This window comes from Pedobacter gandavensis, from assembly GCF_032677645.1.
GTDB lineage: Bacteria > Bacteroidota > Bacteroidia > Sphingobacteriales > Sphingobacteriaceae > Pedobacter > Pedobacter gandavensis_A.
In genome coordinates, this window is record NZ_JAVTSB010000007.1 from 182,522 (window position 1) to 200,882 (window position 18,361).

Below are 18,361 nucleotides of genomic sequence, written 5' to 3' on the forward strand. Positions count from 1 at the left end.
ATAGCGCTTAGGTCAATCCCGTGTTTTGTGGCTGATATTCTTCCATTGGTACTAATAGTGTGTTGGTATTGGTCGGGAATAGCGCTTTTTTCAGTTAGGGTTGAGTAAAGTATTGGATAGTGTTGCGTATACTAAAGGTATCGCATAGATACAACAAGAGTAGGTGACCCCTTTCGCTCCCCTATCCGAAGACGCCACTCTTCCAAACCACAACCCGACCAGTACCGACAGTTATCTTTTCTGCGCCTCATGTTTTTTCCAAACCCTAAATGAACGTTTTATTTTAATACTGGCCAGATATTTGATTGTTGTTAAACGAAAAATGTAAGATTCTATGATGATAAATCAGAAGAAAAAGCTCAAAAGAACCGTTTCGCTGGTCAAAATCCTGGCAAAATATGGATTTGGCGAATTGTTGAATTATACCAATCATGAAAACAACAATGAATATGCCTCTTTAACGGTTTATGAGCGGATCCGCATGACTTTAGAAGAGCTTGGCCCAACTTATGTAAAATTCGGACAAGCGTTCAGTATCAGAGAAGATCTTTTACCTAAAGAAATGATCGTCGAATTGCAAAAGCTACAGGACAATGTAGAGGCAAAGCCGATTGAAGTAAGAACCCTGCTTGGCGAAGATCTGAACATAGACCCCGATGCTTATTTTTCACATATCGACGAAATACCTTTTGCCTCAGCTTCCATTTCTCAAGTCTATAAAGCGACCCTGATCAGCGGAGAAAGGGTTATTTTGAAAATTAAACGGCCTGGCATCCGGGAAGTAGTGACTTCCGATATGTTGATCATGAAAGATATCGCTAAATTATTAATCAGCTATAGTGAAGTATTCCGGCGGATAAATCTGGTAGAAGTGCTGGAAGCATTTGAGAAATCTATTTTTCATGAACTCTCTTTTGTAAATGAATTAGACAATATTGAGCGTTTTTCCAGAAACTTTAAAGGGCAGCGGTCGATTTACCTGGCCAAAGTATTTCCGGAGCTTTCAAATGATAATATCCTCTGCATGGAATTTATCGAAGGGGCTAAAATCACCGACAAACAAGCGATTTTACAGATGGAGCTGAAACCGGCTAAGATTGCAGAAAACGGATTGGACTTATACCTGATCCAGGTGCTGGAGCATGGTTTTTTTCATGCCGATCCACATCCGGGAAACCTGATCGTCTTACAAACCGGACAGATTGCTTTCATCGATTTCGGTTCTATGGGCAGTATGATGCCGATTGAAAAGGAAATGCTGGAAGATTTTATCTCCCATTTTATGGCTCAGGATGCCAGAAGATTGATCATGACGCTCAAAAGAATGGCGCTTCGCTTTAATGTAAGCGATGAAAATCAACTGGAACGCGATATTCATGGTTTCTTTAACCTGTTGGAAGGTGCTTCCCTGCAGGAAATGGACATCAAGGAAGTGCTCACAAAATTCTCTGCCATCTTGAATCAGAATGAAATCCTGATGCCAGATCACCTCTACTTGTTGGTTCGTGGAATAGTTTTGATTGAAGGAATCGGCAGAGCGCTGGTTCCGGATTTGAATATTGTAGAAAGTTTACGTCCATATATTCTAAAAATCGCGCTGCGGAAACTCAGTCCGGATGAAATGAAAAAGAATGCGTTAAACCTGCTGAGAACACTGACGGAAGCGATGAAAACTATGCCGGAAGAATTTCAGTCGGTCTTAAGCAAATTAAATAATGGTGAGTTGAAGGTGATTCAGGAGGTGCCACAACTGGAAAGTACCAGGAAAATGATGTCTAGCCTGATGAACAGGTTAATCATGGCCTTGGTCTTAGCTGGTCTGTTGATCGCTTCTGCGATGCTGATTTCCGCCGGCAGGCCTCCGCTATTCCATGGCATCCCGGTGATGGCAGCCATCGGATTACTGCTCAGTTTTATCCTGGCTTTCTGCATTTTTATCCCCCTTATTTTTAAGAAAAAGTAAAATACCAAAGCTGTTTCTCATGCGAATTTTTGTCATAAATATGAAAATTTGACACCCTAAACTGCTGGTTTATGCCCTTGGTATACCTCTTGTAGTGGTTTAAATAGCAATAAATCAGGTTTTTACTAAAAAGAAAGGAGGGTTTTCTATATGCTAAAGAAGTTCCGAAACGAAAAATATAAGAACGGTTTGACCACTCATGTGGGTGATTTTCTGGAATCTTTGCTTCATGATGCTGCGATTTCCGGGGTAAATTTGGCTCCTCAGTTGCAGCTAACAGGCACAGGATCAGTATCAAAAGATGGTCTTGCTGCGGTAGCAAGCGATTATGATCAGGCAAATCTGCATAAAGCATAAACATTTTAGGAGGATTTTTGTTGTCCTCATAATCGTGTCTTTATGATGAATAACGCTTTCTTAGACTTGCCATATTTTATTGGTTAATGGATTTGATGGATTCGACATAAAAAATGAAACGGGTAAAACAGACATCAAATTTTAAATATAAAATCAATACTATGGAAACACAAGTTTTAGGAAGCATCAGAAAGACGGTTAAATATTGGTATTTACTGGCCTTATTGGGCGTAGCCCTTATTTTAGTCGGCGTTTGGGTGTTTATGACCCCCTTAGCCTCTTACATTACCCTTTCGATGTTGTTCGCGGTAACTTTTCTTTTTACCGGAATCATGGAACTGGTCTATGCGATTTCCAATCGCAAATCTCTGGATAACTGGGGCTGGTCGCTGGCCGGTGGTATTGTCGATTTATTAATCGGTATCATGTTGGTCGCAAACCCACAGATTTCATTATTGGTATTGCCATTCTATGTTGGTTTCGCGATTTTATTCCGTTCGATTATGGCTATAGGCTGGTCGATAGAGCTTAAAAAACAACAAGTTCCAAGTTGGGGTAGCTTATTAGGTATCGGTATCATAGGCTTAATTTTTTCTTTCATCATGCTTTGGAACCCGATTTTCGCAGGGATGACCATCGTTTTCTATACTGCCGCATCATTTATTGTGATCGGAATTTTCCAGGTTTACCTTTCCCTGAGATTGAGAAAACTGAAAGACTAATTAGTAACTGAAAAGTATAAAAGCCATAAAACGGAATCTTTTAGAAGATTTCGCATCATGGATTAAAAAAAGGAGAGGTAATCATCAGATTAACTCTCCTTTTTTGTTAATAGATACCCTGATCCTGACTTTAATTTTTGTGAAAGAATTAATTTTTCGATAACATTGCAGCCACGCTTTTGATTAATTGCCCTTTCATGAACTTGCTGTGCATTATTTTACTGTCGCTCTCTACCATAAATAGCCTTACCCTAATTTTTAAGACCGAAAATCAACTGCTGAAGAATAGAATGCTGGGCATCTCGCTACTTTGCTATAACATTTCTTTACTGGTTTATTTCCTCTGGATAGATACGGGTTTTATCGTAGAACACCCACATTTACTGCGCAGCATTAGCCCTTTAATGTATCTGAATGCCCCGTTCTTTTATTTTTATATCAGAAATTCTTTGACGAACCAGAATGGCTTAACAAAATACGATTACTTTCATTTTCTACCTGCTTTGATACATTTGATCGATTTGATGCCATTTTACGGGTTACCCGTAGCAGAAAAGCGGGAGATCGCCAAAATGATTTTTGCCAATAAGGACTTGTTAAATTATATCGGCTCAGGACTAATTCCCATTTCATTTCATTACCTGTTCAGGTTAGTACTTCAGCTTGGGTATCTCTTTTATTGTCTCCATTTAGTTAGAAAATTGCAACCTGATTTTCTGAAAAAGGTCTCCGGAGAAAAGCTTAAAAACTGGTTGTTTCTATCGCTTTCAGTGATGGGGATCATCATTGTGATCAATTTGTGTTTTATGCTATTTACCTATTTTGGAGAGAATCATGATCAGTATTCCGGTCCTAAATTTATTTGTTCCACTATTGCTTTCCTGGGAATCCTGTTTCTTAATGCTTATATTAATTTTAAGCCCGAGCTGGTTTATGGATTTCAATTGGGATCAGCAGTGCCGGAAGGAACGCAGCTGGAAGCAAATGATAAAACTCCGGCACTTAAAGAAAGTATCGGGGAGCTAGTTCCTACAGAAATGGAAATTAAAGATGCGGATCTCCTCCTGGAAAAAATAAGATATGCCCTATATGAAGAAAAGATTTTCCTCAGGAAGGGAATTACCATCATCGACCTGGCCAAAAATATAGAGGTCTCTCCCAAGGTATTATCTGTACTCATAAACCGGAAATTTAAAACTAATTTCAATGAGCTGATCAATAATTATCGGGTGGATTATGCCAAAGAATTAATCGAACAGCATATTTTGGAGCGTTATTCTATCGAAGGTTTGGCCTCCATGGTCGGTTTCAATTCCAGGATTACCTTCTTTAACGCTTTTAAAAAGAAAGTCGGATTTAGTCCCAAAGAATATTACAAGACTAAGCTAAGTGTTAGTCCCTCAGTTTTTTAATAGATTTTTCTGTCTGATTTTATTCCTGCAGCAACCTGGCTGTGTTGTTTCAAAACCCTCTTTTGAAACAACCAAAGGTTGTATCTCCGCTTTAATTTGTAGTATTTCGTCTCAGCAAGCAGCTCACAATGATAAGGGGAGTGCTTTTTAGGAATCTAATCATATACTTGCCAGTTGAGCTTTTTAGCTCCTGCAATCAAGATATTTTAATACGCTCAATCAAGGGCGGCCGGAGTAGTTCGGCCGCTTATTTCTCCTTTCCTGATTCCCGGATTTTCCAACTCAAAACGACCCTTTACAAAACCAATACCAGTGTTCCGCCAATAATTAATAAGGCACCTATGGCCGTTTTTATCGTCAGTGTTTCTCCCAGAAAAACGACAGAAAGTAAAATCGTAATCGCCACACTGGCTTTATCTACCGGAGCAACCTGAGAAACTTTCCCCATTTGTAGCGCTTTAAAATAAAAGATCCAGGAAAGACCGGTCGCAATGCCCGAAAGGATTAGAAAAGTCCAGTTCATCCGCGATAAACCACCTAAGCCTGCACCGGCATGTTTATAAAAAACGATGGTCCAGGCCAATACTAAAATAACGACCGTACGAATGGCTGTTGCGAGGTCGGAGTCTACTCCTTTGATGCCGATTTTAGCAAGAATTGCCGTTAGTGAAGCGAAAACGGCCGATAACAATGCATATATCCACCACATAAATTAATTTTTTAATGGAATATAAGGTTAATTCTATAGGAATCTGGTAGTTGAACTTCAAAAAGTCCACAGATTCTGTCGGTAATTTGGAGCAGAACTTATTATTGACCATTTATTTTTTATGCTATGCGAAGATTCCTTTATATAATTTTACTGATGCTTGTTTTTTTCTCCGGAGGGGCACAGACCATTAAAATCACCCTCTCCGGCCGTATTAAAGATGGCCATACCCAATTACCACTGTCCTTTGTTAATGTTGGACTAAAATCTATGAAAGACAGTAGTTTTGTGGCCGGAACGGTCACAGATGATGATGGACTTTTCAAAATAGCCGCGTTAAATAGCGGCAGTTATCTCCTGATTATCTCTTTTATTGGGCATCAAAAGAAAAGTCAGGAAGTGTTAATCGGACAATTGTCGTCATTTCTGGATCTGGGGGTAATCCTACTTCAACCGGAGGTTAAAAACCTGTCAGAAGTGGTGATTTCTGCTAAACAGGAGTCTTTGAGCAGCAAAATGGATAAGAAAACTTTCAATATGGCCGATCAGTTGAGTCAGGGAGGGGGTTCTGTATTACAGGCGATGAAAAATTTGCCGGGAATCAGTACCAGTGCTGATGGAAAACTCATGTTGCGGGGCAGTGATAAAGTCTCGGTGCTGATCGATGGGCGGCAAACGGCATTAACTGGTTTTGGCGGACAAGCGGGGCTGGATAACATTCCGGCATCAGCCATTGAGCGCATTGAAATCATCAATAACCCTTCGGCTAAATTTGATGCAAATGGTAATGCAGGGATCATTAACATCATTTATAAACAACATAAACAGGAAGGTTGGAATGGGAAAGTAGGCCTTACCACAGGTGTAGGTGTCCTTTGGGAGAAAAAAGAAAACCTGCCGGGCATTCGTCCACAATACCAGGGAACACCTAAAATCAATCCTTCTCTATCACTCAATTACCGGAAAAACAAGCTGAATACCTTCATGCAGGCAGATTGGCTTTATACCCAAACCCTGAATCGCAATGAATTTGCGACCCGGATTTACGATACCGGGGAAGTCATCCGACAACAGGTAAAACGCAATAGAAATACTTCTTATGCCACGCTAAAAGCTGGTGCGGACTGGAATCCTGACGAGCAAAATGTGTTCTCTTTTTCTGGATTGTTTAACCGCGAAAAGATCATCGATAGGGGAGATGTCCCTTATTTCAATGAAGATTTATCGGCCAGGCAGCGCCTATGGCAGTTTCTGGAAGATGAAGTAAAATACACGGCAACGGCAACTGCCAGTTACCAGCATAAATTTAAGCAACCGGGACACCTGCTCAATGCCGGTTTTAACTATACCTTTCACAGGGAGGATGAGCAATATTTTTTTACCAATATAATGCCCGCATTTACCGGAGAGGATGCTTTTAAATTGCTTTCCGATGAACGTGTATCCGATCTGACCGTCGATTATCAGCGTCCGCTAAAACATGGCAGGGTAGAAGCTGGTTTGAAACTCCGCAACAGAACTATTCCTGTAAATATGCAGTTCTTTCCGGGCCTCAACTCTCCCCTGGATGTCAATGCCGGTGGTTGGGCAGATTATAAAGAAACGATACCTGCGCTATATGGTAATTACGTTTTTGAAAGCGCAAAGATTGAACTGGAAGCAGGCATGAGGTTAGAATATGTGAAGGTAAATTATGAGGTAAATCCCAATCATCCAACCTATAAAAGCAGTGGGTATGACTATACACGTCCTTTTCCAAACCTTCGGTTTGCGTATAAGCTCAATGCGCAAAATAAGCTGTCAGTCTTTTATAACCGTCGGGTAGACCGCCCTAATGAGGTGGATATCCGGATATTTCCGAAATATGATGAGCCTGAATTGATTAAAGTAGGGAATCCGGGTTTACGTCCGCAGTTTACAAATAGCCTGGAACTGGGTTATAAGAACAACTGGACGAAAGGATCGTTCTACTTCGCCATCTATCAGCGGAATACGGAGGGAACCATCAGCAGGATCGCCACGCAAGCGCCGGGAAGCAACCTGATTTATAATGTGTTTCAAAATGCAGGCCAAAGTAGTAATACTGGTGGAGAAATGGTGGTTCAGCAGGAAATGACACCCTGGCTCAATATCAACCTGAATGCCAATATTTATCAGAATAAAATTGATGCTTTTACCGTAGAGAATCTTTATCCGGTTCCGGTAGTTTATACCGCCGGAAAAGACGAGTTGATTTCCGGAAATGTGAAGCTGAACGGGCAGTTTAAAATTCTAAAATTCGCAGAGATGCAGTTGACAGGGATTTATCTGGCGCCAGACCTGTTGCCACAAGGAAGAATTGCTTCCCGTTTCTCCTTAGACTTCGGGTTGAAAAAGTCATTGCAAAAAGGAAAAGGAGAAGTTTTTCTGAATGGAACGGATCTTTTGAATACCCTACAAATTAAAAAAACCATTCAGGGGAATGGTTTTCATTTGATCAGTACCGATTACTATGAAACCCAGGTATTCAGATTGGGCTATAGTTATAAATTTTAAAATTAAATTAAGGTTGGGAAAATGCGATCCCAACCTTAACTTTTATATTATTTCTGTACAAATTCTGTGTTTGCAGTCAAAGTAACTTCTTCACCTAACATTGCAGCACCGTATTTAGTACCAAAGTTAAAGTCAGCTCTTTTGATTGTTCCAGTCACTTTGAAACCAGCAGTAGGTTTTTTAGACATTGGATTAGTGGTTACACCTCTTAAAACTGCATCTAATGTAACTGCTTTAGTTACACCGTGGAAAGTAAGGTTACCAGTAACTTTGTATTTGTTACCGCCAACTTTCTTCACTGAAGTACTTTTGAAAGTTAATGTAGGGTATTTCGCTGCATCAAAGAAGTCTTCACCTTTCAAATGACCATCTCTTTGATCATTGTCTGTGTTTACAGAGTTTACATCAGCAGTTAAAGTAATCACTGCATCAGAGAAATCTGGTTTTGAAGAAACGATCGTAGACTGGAATTTTTTGAAAGATCCTTCTACATCAGAGATCATCATGTGCGTGATCTCAAAACCTATTTTAGAGTGAGCTGCATCAGCTTCCCAAGTCGTTTGTGCATTAGATTTGAAAGAAAAAAGGGTAGTACCTAAGACTACTGCAGCTAAAATTAATCTTTTCATTGTTTTATTATTGATGGGTTTTTAAATATTTGATGCAAATAGAAGGATTAATTGCAGCATTATTCTTGACCTATGATAAGAAAAACAAAAAGAACAAAAAGGCAGACCTTATTCCTTAGCGAATTTATCGGCAATCAGGTTTAAATTAATCCCATGTTCCAGGTAGGCTTTCAGGCCGTCCAGAACAGTGGTAAAACCACCACTGGCCCCATTGATTTCTGCCAGTAATTCATCCCCGCGGGTCTTAAATCCAGATTGTTTGATGGTTACATAAGTCGTTTCCGGACTAGTGGCTTCAAATAAGAATTCTACCAGCGTAGCATATTGATCCCATTCTACTGCGATTTTTTCATTGGGTATGATTTCTTTGACCAGTACCGTACTCGATACCTTGTACATCTCCCATTCCCAGGTTATACTTTTGCCGGTCTCCAGCTGACCGCTACTTTTGGTAAACCAGAAGTTTTTGGTGATTTCAGGATCAATAAATGCCTGGAAAACGCTGGCAACAGGTTTTCTGATTAACATTTGTGCTTCTACAAGGGCTCCGTTATTTTTCATAAAAATAAGATTTTATCAACAACCAGTCTCCCCAAATTAAAATTCCGATTATAATAACTGACCGCAATTGCAAAAGGCATGGGGCTGAAAATTAAAGTATTATAAAACTAGCTTTTATTTTTATAATTTCGTTCCGGGGAATAATTGTAATGTTGGAATATAAAATACTCAGTGACCGGGAATTGACCAGCCTGCTCAGAGTAGGTGATAGACACGCCTACACTGAGATTTATAATCGTCATAAAAACTTACTTCAAAATCATCTGTATAAAAAACTAGGAGACCTGGAACTGGTTAAAGATGTATTACAAGACCTTTTTGTGAAGCTTTGGGATCATAAATCAGAGATGCCCCTCACTGATAACCTCCCTGGTTATTTGTTCTGTGCCGCAAGAAATCGTGTTTTTAACCACCTGGCGCATCAACAAGTCGCCTCTAAATACCTCAGTTCCATCCAGAATTTTATCAATGAGGATAATTATATTACTGATTTGGTGATTCGGGAAAAGGAGTTCGCTCAAATTATCAGGCAGGAGATTGAAGCATTACCTGCTAAAATGAGAGAGGTCTTTGTGCTGAGCCGTGAAAGACACCTCTCTCATGAAGATATTGCGAAACACCTCAACCTATCTCCCCAAACAGTTTCCAAACAAATCAGCAATGCCCTGAAAATTTTGAGGGTTAGACTCGGTGTTTTATTCTATTTCCTGTAGAAGAAAAAAATATATTTTCAAATCATCTACCTGTTCGGGTACCCTTTAGCTGTTATAGTTTAAAAGAAGAAAATTCTTGATTACTTATGCAAAAAGAAGAAGTACCTGATTTATTAAAGAAATATCTCGCAGGAAATTGCTCGGCGGAGGAACAAGGGATGTTGGAAACCTGGTACCTTAAGCAGGAGGAAGCCGGATTGCCGGAGATTTCTCAGGAAAAAAAAGACGAGCAACTGGAAGAAATATGGGCTTTTCTCCAAAATAAACTGGATCTCCCGGCAGCGCAGCATCCGATAACAAACTCAGCGATCCGCTCTTTATGGCCAAAGATGGCAGCAGTAGCAGCCATGGTGCTGATTACATGCAGTATCGGTTTCTATTACTATAATTTACCGGATAAAATCAGCGCAGTTCCTCAGGAGAAAATCAGTCATACCTTGCCCGGTTCAAAAAATAAGGCCATGCTCACCCTTGCTGATGGCCGGACGATTGCATTAGATGAAGTTAGCAATGGTGAAATTGCGAAACAAGCTGGGGTAACCATTACCAAAGCGAAAGATGGTTCCCTGGTTTATACGGGAAAGGCTCAGAAAAGTGCTTATAATAAAATTGCTACCCCTATAGGCGGACAGTATCAGATCAGTTTGCCGGATGGGACAAAGGTATGGCTCAATGCGGCTTCCACTTTGAGTTATCCAGCGGATTTTACCGGGGATAAACGGGCGGTAAGACTACTTGGTGAGGCTTATTTTGAAGTGAAGAAGAATAAGAAAATGCCTTTTGTAGTGTATACCAAAGGACAGGAAATAGAGGTTCTAGGCACACATTTTAATGTAGATGCTTATGAAGAGGAGAGCCAGACAAAAACTACGCTATTGGAAGGTAGCGTGGCCGTTAAATTAGTTGGCTCTGCTGCAAAGGCGCTCCTTAAACCCGGGGAGCAAGCCGTATTTGAATCCGGTCATCTGGACGTGTCTGCTATTGATGTGGCAGAAGTGATGGCCTGGAAAGAAGGCTATTTCCTGTTTCAGGATGAAGATATCCATGCCATCATGAGGAAAATAGCCCGATGGTATGATGTGGAAATAGCTTATGCAGCAAATATCAGTTCCAAAAAAATCGGTGGTAATATTTCCAGAGATAAATCGCTTGAAACCGTCTTAAAAACACTCTCCAATACAGATAAATTTAATTTTAAAGTCGAAGGAAGGAGGGTTACAGTGATGCCTTAAATTTTACTAATTAAAGGCCTGTAACAAAAAAACCAGAAGCGTTGAAGCCGCTCCTGGTTAATAAAGTTTTTACAGGTATCCATTTTATAAAACACGAACGCCTTATAAATGACCAGGAACGAGGGTTACAGCACCGCTATGCCTCGTTCATTAAAAACCAACTAAACCAAATGTATGAATTTATAACCTTTAATTCCTGCGGCTATCGCCGTATGAAGCGTAAAATATTATTGACAATGAAGCTGACCGTCCTGTTGTTGATGTCCTGTTTATTACAAGTTAGTGCTGCCGGTTTTGCTCAAAAGAAAATTACACTTTCTGAGCAGAATGTCTCCCTGAGGAAAGTCCTTAAAGAGATTTCCAGACAAAGTGGTTTCGACCTTGTTTTTGTTTCCGATGCATTGAAACTGGCCAGGCCGGTAAACATCAATGTGAAAGAGGTGAGCCTGGAAGAAGCTTTGAAACATAGTTTCAGGAACCAACCGATGATTGTTTATGTCATTGAAGGGCAGAGTGTGATTGTGAAAGATAAAAAGATCAGCCCTGCATCCCTAAATCAATTGATCGGATTGGCGGGGATTGAGGTAAGGGGGAAAGTGCTGGATGAAACCGGACAAGGCGTTCCCGGAGCCACGGTAAAAGTGAAAGGCACCGGACAAGGGGCGGTAACGGATAATAACGGGCAGTTTCTTTTGAAAGGTGTAGATGAAAATGCAACCCTACAGGTTTCTTACCTGGGCTATATCAGTCAGGAAGTAAAACTTAACGGCCAAAAACAACTGACTATCAAATTACAGGCTGACCTTGGGGAGCTGAATGAGGTGGTGGTAGTGGGTTATGGTACACAAAAGAAGGTTAACCTAACCGGGGCAATATCGGTGGTAAAAGGCGATGAGCTCGAAAATAGACCGGTTGTGAATGCCACTCAAAGTTTGCAGGGACTAGCTCCGGGATTAAATGTTTCGGTAGGTGGCAACACCAAACCAGGACAAAGTTTTAACCTGAATATCAGAGGCGCCGGAAACTTAAGCGGTGGAGATGGACCTTTTGTATTGGTAGATGGAATGGCCATGTCATTAGCCGATGTAAATCCGAATGACATCGAGTCTATTTCCATCTTGAAAGATGCAGCAGCATCCGCTATTTATGGTGCAAGAGCACCTTACGGGGTGATTTTGGTGACCACAAAAAAAGGAGTAGCCGATAAAACCACCTTAACTTATTCCAGTAACGTAGGACTAACCTCTCCCTTATTGCTGCCAAAAATGGCCAATTCCTATGATTTTGCAACTTATTTCAATACGGCAACTTTCAACGCCACAGGAAGCAAGCAGTATTCTGAGGAAAAACTGGCCTTGTTACAGCAGTATATCAAGGATCCTACAGGAATGAATATCTTTCCGGAAGCCAATGATAACTTCTATTCGAACTGGGAAAATACCTCAAACGGGGTTGCCAATACCGATTGGTTTGCCTTTCATTATAAGCCTTATGCCTTGCGACAATCGCACAATGTAAGCGCCAGTGGTGGAAATAAGAATACGCAGTTTTTTGTGTCGGGTGCCTATTATAATGAAGGTGGAAGCATGCGTTATGCAGATATCAATTACGATAGATAAAACCTGAATGCGAGTATCAGCTCTCAATTGACCAGTTGGGTGAAACTAAAGTTAAACACCAAATTCACGCAGTCTACTTCTAAAACTCCATTCGCGGGTTTTGAATCTTTATTTTTTCATAACCTGGCCAGGATGAGACCCAATATTTCTCCTTACGACCTCAATGGGAATTTTTCGGAAATGTCTAATGTCCCTTATCTGCAATCTGGTTCCAGTGATGTGGTTAAAGAAAATACCCTGGCTATTTTGCCGGGTTTAGAATTTGAACCGGTTAAAAACTGGAAAATCATGGCCGATTTTAACCTCCTGAAGAAAAATACGAATGAGGATATTTTGAAATTGCCGGGACTGATTTATGGAATTGACGGCACGCCCAAGTTTGTAAACAGGTCCGAATATAATATCCCTTTACTAGGTGGATATTCCCGTAATATGGGTTCCACCAATTACTTCTCCCCGAATGTATACAGTTCTTACAACTACACCCTGAATGAAGATCACAATTTCAGTGTAATGGCAGGTTTTCAACAGGAATTGAATGAGTATAAATACCTTTCTTCTTCAGTTCAGGATTTGATTAGTACAACAAGACCTGGTATTTCTCTGGCTACCGGGGCTCAGACTACCCAGGAGTTACGGAACCATTGGGGAACACAGGGCTTTTTTGGGAGGTTTAACTACAATTATAAAAGTAAATACCTGGTAGAAATCAATGGCCGTTACGATGGTTCTTCCCGCTTTGCATCAAACAGCAGATGGGGGTTTTTCCCTTCTTTCTCCCTGGGATACAACCTCGCTCAGGAGAAATTTATGGAGCCATTTAAAGAACACATCAGTATGCTTAAACTGCGTGGATCTTATGGTTTCTTAGGAAATCAATCCGGTGCAGGTCTTTATTCTTATGCGCAATCGATGAATGTCACCGTTCCGGGACCATCAGGAGCCGGAGGGCCATGGTATTTTCAAAATGGTAGAGAAGCATATATCAATGCTCCGGTACCATTTAATCCGGGTGTGACCTGGGAAAAAGTGCAAAATGGAAACATCGGATTAGATTTCGAAGCGCTGAATAGCAGACTTAGCGGGAGTGTAGATGTTTTTCAAAGAAGTACAAAAGATATGTTAGGTCCGGCTCTGGATATTGCCGATATGTATGGGGGTATTCCTCCAAAAAGTAATAATGCGAACCTGAGAACCAATGGATGGGAATTGTCGCTAACCTGGCGTGATCAGCTGGATAATGGTATTCAATATTCCCTGACTGCCATGTTATCTGATAATAAATCGGTCGTTACTAAATACCAGAATCCTACCAATAGTGATCCTGCCAATGCCTGGTACGAAGGCAAAAAAGTAGGTGAAATCTGGGGATATAGAGCTTCTGGTTTGATTCAAACACCGGAAGAGGCCGCTGCTTTTAATAAACTAAACCACTCTTTCCTGTCTGCAGTAAATTGGGTGCCCGGAGATGTGAACTACCTTGATCTGAATGGTGACGGGAAACTTGACAGAGGAAATAATGTACTTGGTGATACCGGAGATTTGAGTATTATCGGTAATGCTGCCGCCAGGTATGCTTATTCTTTCAACGGCTATATCCAATGGAAAGGAATCTCTGTTTCTGCCTTATTCCAGGGGATTGGTAAAAGAGATTACGTGCCGGGATCCAGTGATGTTTATTTCTGGGGTGCAGGTTCTTTAGCTCAGGTAACCGTCTTTAAAGAACACTTAGATTATTGGACGCCACAAAATACCGGTGCTTATTATCCAAATCCTTATGCAGCACCTGCTGGTTCTGCAGGCTCCTTTATCAGTAAAACTGAACAGGTGGCCGATAGGTACATTCAAAATGCAGCTTACCTCAGGTTAAAAAATGCCACCATCAATTATGCCTTACCAGAACGATGGACCAAAAAGCTAAAGATGAGTAAAGTGAGTGTATTTGTAACTGGTGAAAACTTGTTTACGATTACCAAACTGGCAAAAATGCTGGATCCTGAAACCATCGCCGGAGTTAATAGTAATGATGCCGGAAAAATTTACCCTTTAAGCAGGGTGTATGCAATGGGTGTAAATATTGGGCTATAAAAAGATAAGAAAATGAAAAAGAATTTAAATATAGGTTTGCTATTAGGCCTGCTGTTTGTTTTTTCTGCCTGTAAGAAAAACTTCCTTGACCTGGAGCCACTGGATACTTTAAGTACCACGAATAGTCTCGCTTCTACCAATGAGTTGAGAATGTATATGAACCAGTTTTATCAGGGTGCTTTCCCCGGCCAGCCAACTGGTATTGGCGGGGCAGGTATTGCTTTTAATGATGCAGGGACAGATAACATGATTTTCTCTTCCATAAATACGCGTACCAGTGGACTTTTTGCCCTGAGTAATGCCACTGGAATAGGAGAATATAGCACGATTAGAAATCTGAACTATTTCTTTGAGAATTTTAAAAATGCAAAAGGACAGGTTGCTGAGAATCAGAAGTACTTAGGAGAAGCACGCTTTTTTAGAGCATATACTTATTTTAATATGCTGAAAAAAATTGGCGGGGTAACCTGGGTAAACCGCGTATTACCGGGAGAGCCGGAATTAATGGAAGTACCAAGGGACTCCAGAATCTTAGTTGTGGATTCTGTATTGGCAGACCTGGATCAGGCGGTGGCTTTATTGCCAATAGCGAGCAATAGCGCGAGCATGCGTCTTCATAAAGATGTGGCAAGAGCTTTCAAGTCGAGAGTAGCGCTATATGAAGCAACTTGGCAGAAATACCATAAAGCTAAAAATGATCCTTTTTTCACCAAAGACATCAGTCCGGAGAAGATTCAAAGTTATTTTGAACAAGCCAGGGATGCGGCATCTGCCGTAATGACTGCCGGTAAATGGTCAGTTTATACCACCGCTAAGCCTTTGGAAGATTATGGAAACCTGTTTATTACCACAGACCTTTCTACAAATCCGGAAATTCTGCTTTGGAAGAAATACAATGCCAATGACAATATCGCGCATAGTGTGAGTAAATATACCGGTACAGCTGGGGCTGATCTGGGCTTAACATTGTCTTTGGTGGATGATTATTTAACCAGAGATGGCCGACCTTTTCTAGGTACAGAACGTGCTGAGGCACAGAAAGTGTACGCTCAGGAATTAAGTCCGGTATTAAGAGACCCGCGTTTGGGACAAACCGTAGGCATTCCTGGTAAACCTTTAAGGCCTTCGGTAGTGGTTCCTGGGTACCCACCGATCAATCAGACTGGTTTTAATAAAAGTACAACAGGTTATCCGCTCTATAAATTTTTAGAATATAATAATGCTGCTGCGGTAGCTGACGACTTTAAAAGTGTGGCTCCGGCCATCGCTTTTCGCTATGCAGAGGTCTTGTTAAATTATGCTGAAGCAGTAGCAGAATTGAACGGAGATCCTACCGCAATTGCAAATGCGATCAACCCATTGAGGGCGCGTGTTGGCATGCCTGCAATTGATTTCAACAGAGAATATAATACCGATGCTACTTATCCTTTCCGGAACCTGAGCAATGTAATCCAGGCAGTAAGGAGAGAGCGTAGGGTGGAGCTGGCCGCAGAAGGAATGCGTTTAGATGACATCATGCGTTGGGCAGCAGCCGGGGAGTTGTTGATTGGCAAACGCCAGTTGGGGACGCTTTTTGTGGGTAGCGATATGACCAGTCAGAATGTTACCGGTGGATTTTATAGTGCTTCCTTATTGTATTATGATACTGCTCCGGCTGGGAAATCCGTAAATCTTTACCTGAATGGCAATCCTGGTGATGCCAGAAGATATATCGATCCTTTCAAAAGCATCTTGCCAAATGGCTCTGGTTTTAATCCGGAAAGAGATTATTTGTTGCCGATTCAACAGCGAATGCTACAGTTAACCGGACAGAAATGGGTTCAAAATCCAGGATGGTAATCACAATTTAAACAGAAAAGAATGAAAACATTTAATCATAAATTGAAAGTCTTGCTTTTTGTCATGCTGATTGGACTTTCCTTTTCCTGTAAAAAGGAAAATATCTCGCCAAAGCCTGAACCCACACCTTTCTCCGCAACGCTGGAAAGCGGTGTAACCACTCTCCCGGCAGCGGGTGGAAAACTGAACATCAAGATCAGTGCAGGTGCTGATGGCTGGTGGATTACCAGTCCGCAGATAGATTGGTTAACGATTACCAGAATCTATGGTTCAGGAGATTTTACACTCCCGGTTACCGTAAAACCAAATACAAGTGGGCTTGCGAGAACTGTTACTATAAAAGTAAATCCTACCTTTAACCTTCAGGCAGTTACTTTTAACATCACCCAGGATAAATAAATCTTTCAGGCGGTAGGTTAGACCGCCTGAAAACTAAACCTTTAAACCACACAATGAAAAAACTTTCCCTATTATTTTTAATGCTTTGCGGACACTTGACCTATGCCCAACAGCAGCCCAACATTATCATTATTGTTTCCGACGACCATGCTTTTCAATCGATTGGTGCTTATGGCAGCAAGCTGATGAAAACACCTTCGATTGACAGGATTGCCAAAGAAGGTGTCCGTTTTGATAAAGGTTATGTAACCAATTCTATCTGCGGACCTAGTCGAGCGGTAATTTTAACCGGAAAATACAGCCATAAAAACGGTTTCAAAGACAATGAACATTCCAAATTTGATGGCAGTCAGGATTCTTTTGTGAAACAACTGAGAAATGGCGGATATCAAACCGCATGGATCGGGAAATGGCATTTGGAAACTACCCCACAGGGATTTGACCATTGGCAGGTACTGCCTGATCAGGGACAATATTACAACCCGGATTTCCTGATGCAGGATGGGACTAAGAAAAGATACGATGGTTATGTGACCAATGTTGTGGAAGATGTAGCCGAAGAATGGCTGGATCAACGTGACCAGTCGAAACCTTTTTGCCTGGTGATTGGCCATAAGGCTACCCACCGTGTATGGTTGCCGGATACTGCCGATATGGGGATGTTCGATAAAGTAACTTTCCCTTTGCCAGCTAATTTCTATGACGATTATAAAACCCGTGAAGCCGCGAAAATTCAGGACATGAGTATCGCTAAAACGATGATCATGGGTTATGATTTGAAAATGTTCGGATCAGAAGCGGAAGCAGATAGAGAAGGTTCCGTGAAACGGATGAATGCTGCGCAAAGAGCAAAATTCAATGCGTATTATCAGCCGATAGCAGCAGATCTGAAAGCTAAAAATCTAACCGGAAAAGCATTGACGGAATGGAAATTTCAACATTATATGCGCGATTATTTAAGTACGGCCGCTTCTTTAGACCGCAATATCGGCAGAACGCTGGATTACCTGGACAAACAGGGGTTAACTAAAAATACCATCGTTATTTATATGTCTGATCAGGGTTTTTACCTTGGAGAACATGGCTGGTTCGACAAAAGATTTATTTATGAAGAGTCTTTCCGTACGCCAATGGTGATGCGTTACCCGGGGGTGATTAAACCAGGCACAGTATCAAAAGATTTTGTCATGAACCTGGATATTGCGCCAACGATGCTGGATGCTGCTGGAATTGCCATCCCTACAGCGATACAGGGAAAATCAATGCTTCCTCAACTGAAAGATCCTAAAATAGCAGGTAGAAACACGATGTTTTACCATTATTATGAAAATGGAGAACATAGCGTATCGCCACATTTTGGCATCAGAAACAAAAGGTATAAGCTGATCCGTTTTTATACACGCGTGAATGGCTGGGAGCTGTTCGACCTGAAAAAAGATCCTAATGAAATGAATAATCTATACGGTAAGAAAGGTTATGAGCAGGTTACTGCTGAAATGACTAAGGAGTTGAAGGCACAGATCGCAAATTATGACGATCAGGATGCAGCGGCTATTTTAGCCAAAGGACTATAAACGAGAAAG

At 41.1% G+C, this 18,361-nt stretch carries 15 protein-coding genes; 12 read left to right on the top strand and 3 right to left on the bottom strand.

Going from position 1 to position 18,361, the window contains the following annotated elements; translation table 11 throughout:
* Positions 1-334 precede the first annotated feature (334 nt).
* From R2Q66_RS13205 to R2Q66_RS13220, 4 genes are all read left to right on the top strand, one after another.
* Positions 335-1,963 carry an ABC1 kinase family protein gene (locus R2Q66_RS13205; protein WP_316749687.1) on the top strand — a complete coding sequence of 543 codons (1,629 nt, stop codon included), beginning with the start codon at positions 335-337 and terminating at the stop codon, positions 1,961-1,963.
* Between the two features lie 150 nt (positions 1,964-2,113).
* Positions 2,114-2,320 (top strand): hypothetical protein, encoded by a 207-nt coding sequence (locus R2Q66_RS13210; protein ID WP_316749689.1) that lies wholly within the window; start codon positions 2,114-2,116, stop codon positions 2,318-2,320.
* A gap of 161 nt (positions 2,321-2,481) precedes the next feature.
* Positions 2,482-3,042 carry an HdeD family acid-resistance protein gene (locus tag R2Q66_RS13215; protein ID WP_316749691.1) on the top strand — a complete coding sequence of 187 codons (561 nt, stop codon included), beginning with the start codon at positions 2,482-2,484 and terminating at the stop codon, positions 3,040-3,042.
* Between the two features lie 197 nt (positions 3,043-3,239).
* On the top strand, positions 3,240-4,454 hold the full coding sequence (locus tag R2Q66_RS13220) for an AraC family transcriptional regulator (RefSeq protein WP_316749693.1): 1,215 nt from the start codon (positions 3,240-3,242) through the stop codon (positions 4,452-4,454).
* A gap of 295 nt (positions 4,455-4,749) precedes the next feature.
* Here R2Q66_RS13220 and R2Q66_RS13225 read toward each other — a convergent pair whose 3' ends face one another.
* On the bottom strand, positions 4,750-5,163 hold the full coding sequence (locus tag R2Q66_RS13225) for an EamA family transporter (RefSeq protein WP_316749695.1): 414 nt from the start codon (positions 5,161-5,163) through the stop codon (positions 4,750-4,752).
* A 156-nt stretch (positions 5,164-5,319) separates the two neighbouring features.
* On the opposite strand from R2Q66_RS13225, the gene R2Q66_RS13230 reads away from it, so the two are divergent.
* Positions 5,320-7,698, top strand: coding sequence for a TonB-dependent receptor domain-containing protein (locus tag R2Q66_RS13230; RefSeq protein WP_316749698.1), 2,379 nt, complete (start codon positions 5,320-5,322; stop codon positions 7,696-7,698).
* A gap of 47 nt (positions 7,699-7,745) precedes the next feature.
* On the opposite strand, the gene R2Q66_RS13235 is transcribed toward R2Q66_RS13230, so the two are convergent.
* Both R2Q66_RS13235 and R2Q66_RS13240 read right to left on the bottom strand, forming a co-directional pair.
* A complete protein-coding gene (locus R2Q66_RS13235) occupies positions 7,746-8,327 on the bottom strand; it encodes a YceI family protein (RefSeq protein ID WP_316749700.1) in 582 nt (193 codons plus the stop codon).
* A gap of 108 nt (positions 8,328-8,435) precedes the next feature.
* Positions 8,436-8,888, bottom strand: coding sequence for an SRPBCC family protein (locus R2Q66_RS13240; RefSeq protein WP_316749702.1), 453 nt, complete (start codon positions 8,886-8,888; stop codon positions 8,436-8,438).
* Between the two features lie 149 nt (positions 8,889-9,037).
* Between R2Q66_RS13240 and R2Q66_RS13245 the strand changes: the two genes are divergently transcribed.
* The 7 genes from R2Q66_RS13245 to R2Q66_RS13275 all read left to right on the top strand — a co-directional run bounded on the left by R2Q66_RS13245 (position 9,038) and on the right by R2Q66_RS13275 (position 18,352).
* Positions 9,038-9,601, top strand: a complete 564-nt coding sequence (locus tag R2Q66_RS13245; RefSeq protein WP_316749704.1) for an RNA polymerase sigma-70 factor — start codon at positions 9,038-9,040, stop codon at positions 9,599-9,601.
* A gap of 86 nt (positions 9,602-9,687) precedes the next feature.
* Positions 9,688-10,833, top strand: coding sequence for a FecR family protein (locus R2Q66_RS13250; protein ID WP_316749706.1), 1,146 nt, complete (start codon positions 9,688-9,690; stop codon positions 10,831-10,833).
* 236 nt (positions 10,834-11,069) lie between these two features.
* A complete protein-coding gene (locus R2Q66_RS13255; RefSeq protein ID WP_316749708.1) occupies positions 11,070-12,452 on the top strand; it encodes a carboxypeptidase-like regulatory domain-containing protein in 1,383 nt (460 codons plus the stop codon).
* 3 nt (positions 12,453-12,455) lie between these two features.
* The gene (locus R2Q66_RS13260) at positions 12,456-14,540 is read left to right on the top strand and encodes a SusC/RagA family TonB-linked outer membrane protein (protein WP_316749990.1); all 2,085 of its coding nucleotides are present in this window, start codon (positions 12,456-12,458) and stop codon (positions 14,538-14,540) included.
* A gap of 12 nt (positions 14,541-14,552) precedes the next feature.
* The gene (locus R2Q66_RS13265; protein WP_316749710.1) at positions 14,553-16,379 is read left to right on the top strand and encodes a RagB/SusD family nutrient uptake outer membrane protein; all 1,827 of its coding nucleotides are present in this window, start codon (positions 14,553-14,555) and stop codon (positions 16,377-16,379) included.
* 21 nt (positions 16,380-16,400) lie between these two features.
* A complete protein-coding gene (locus tag R2Q66_RS13270; protein WP_316749712.1) occupies positions 16,401-16,778 on the top strand; it encodes a BACON domain-containing protein in 378 nt (125 codons plus the stop codon).
* Between the two features lie 53 nt (positions 16,779-16,831).
* A complete protein-coding gene (locus tag R2Q66_RS13275) occupies positions 16,832-18,352 on the top strand; it encodes a sulfatase (RefSeq protein WP_316749714.1) in 1,521 nt (506 codons plus the stop codon).
* Positions 18,353-18,361: the final 9 nt, after the last annotated feature.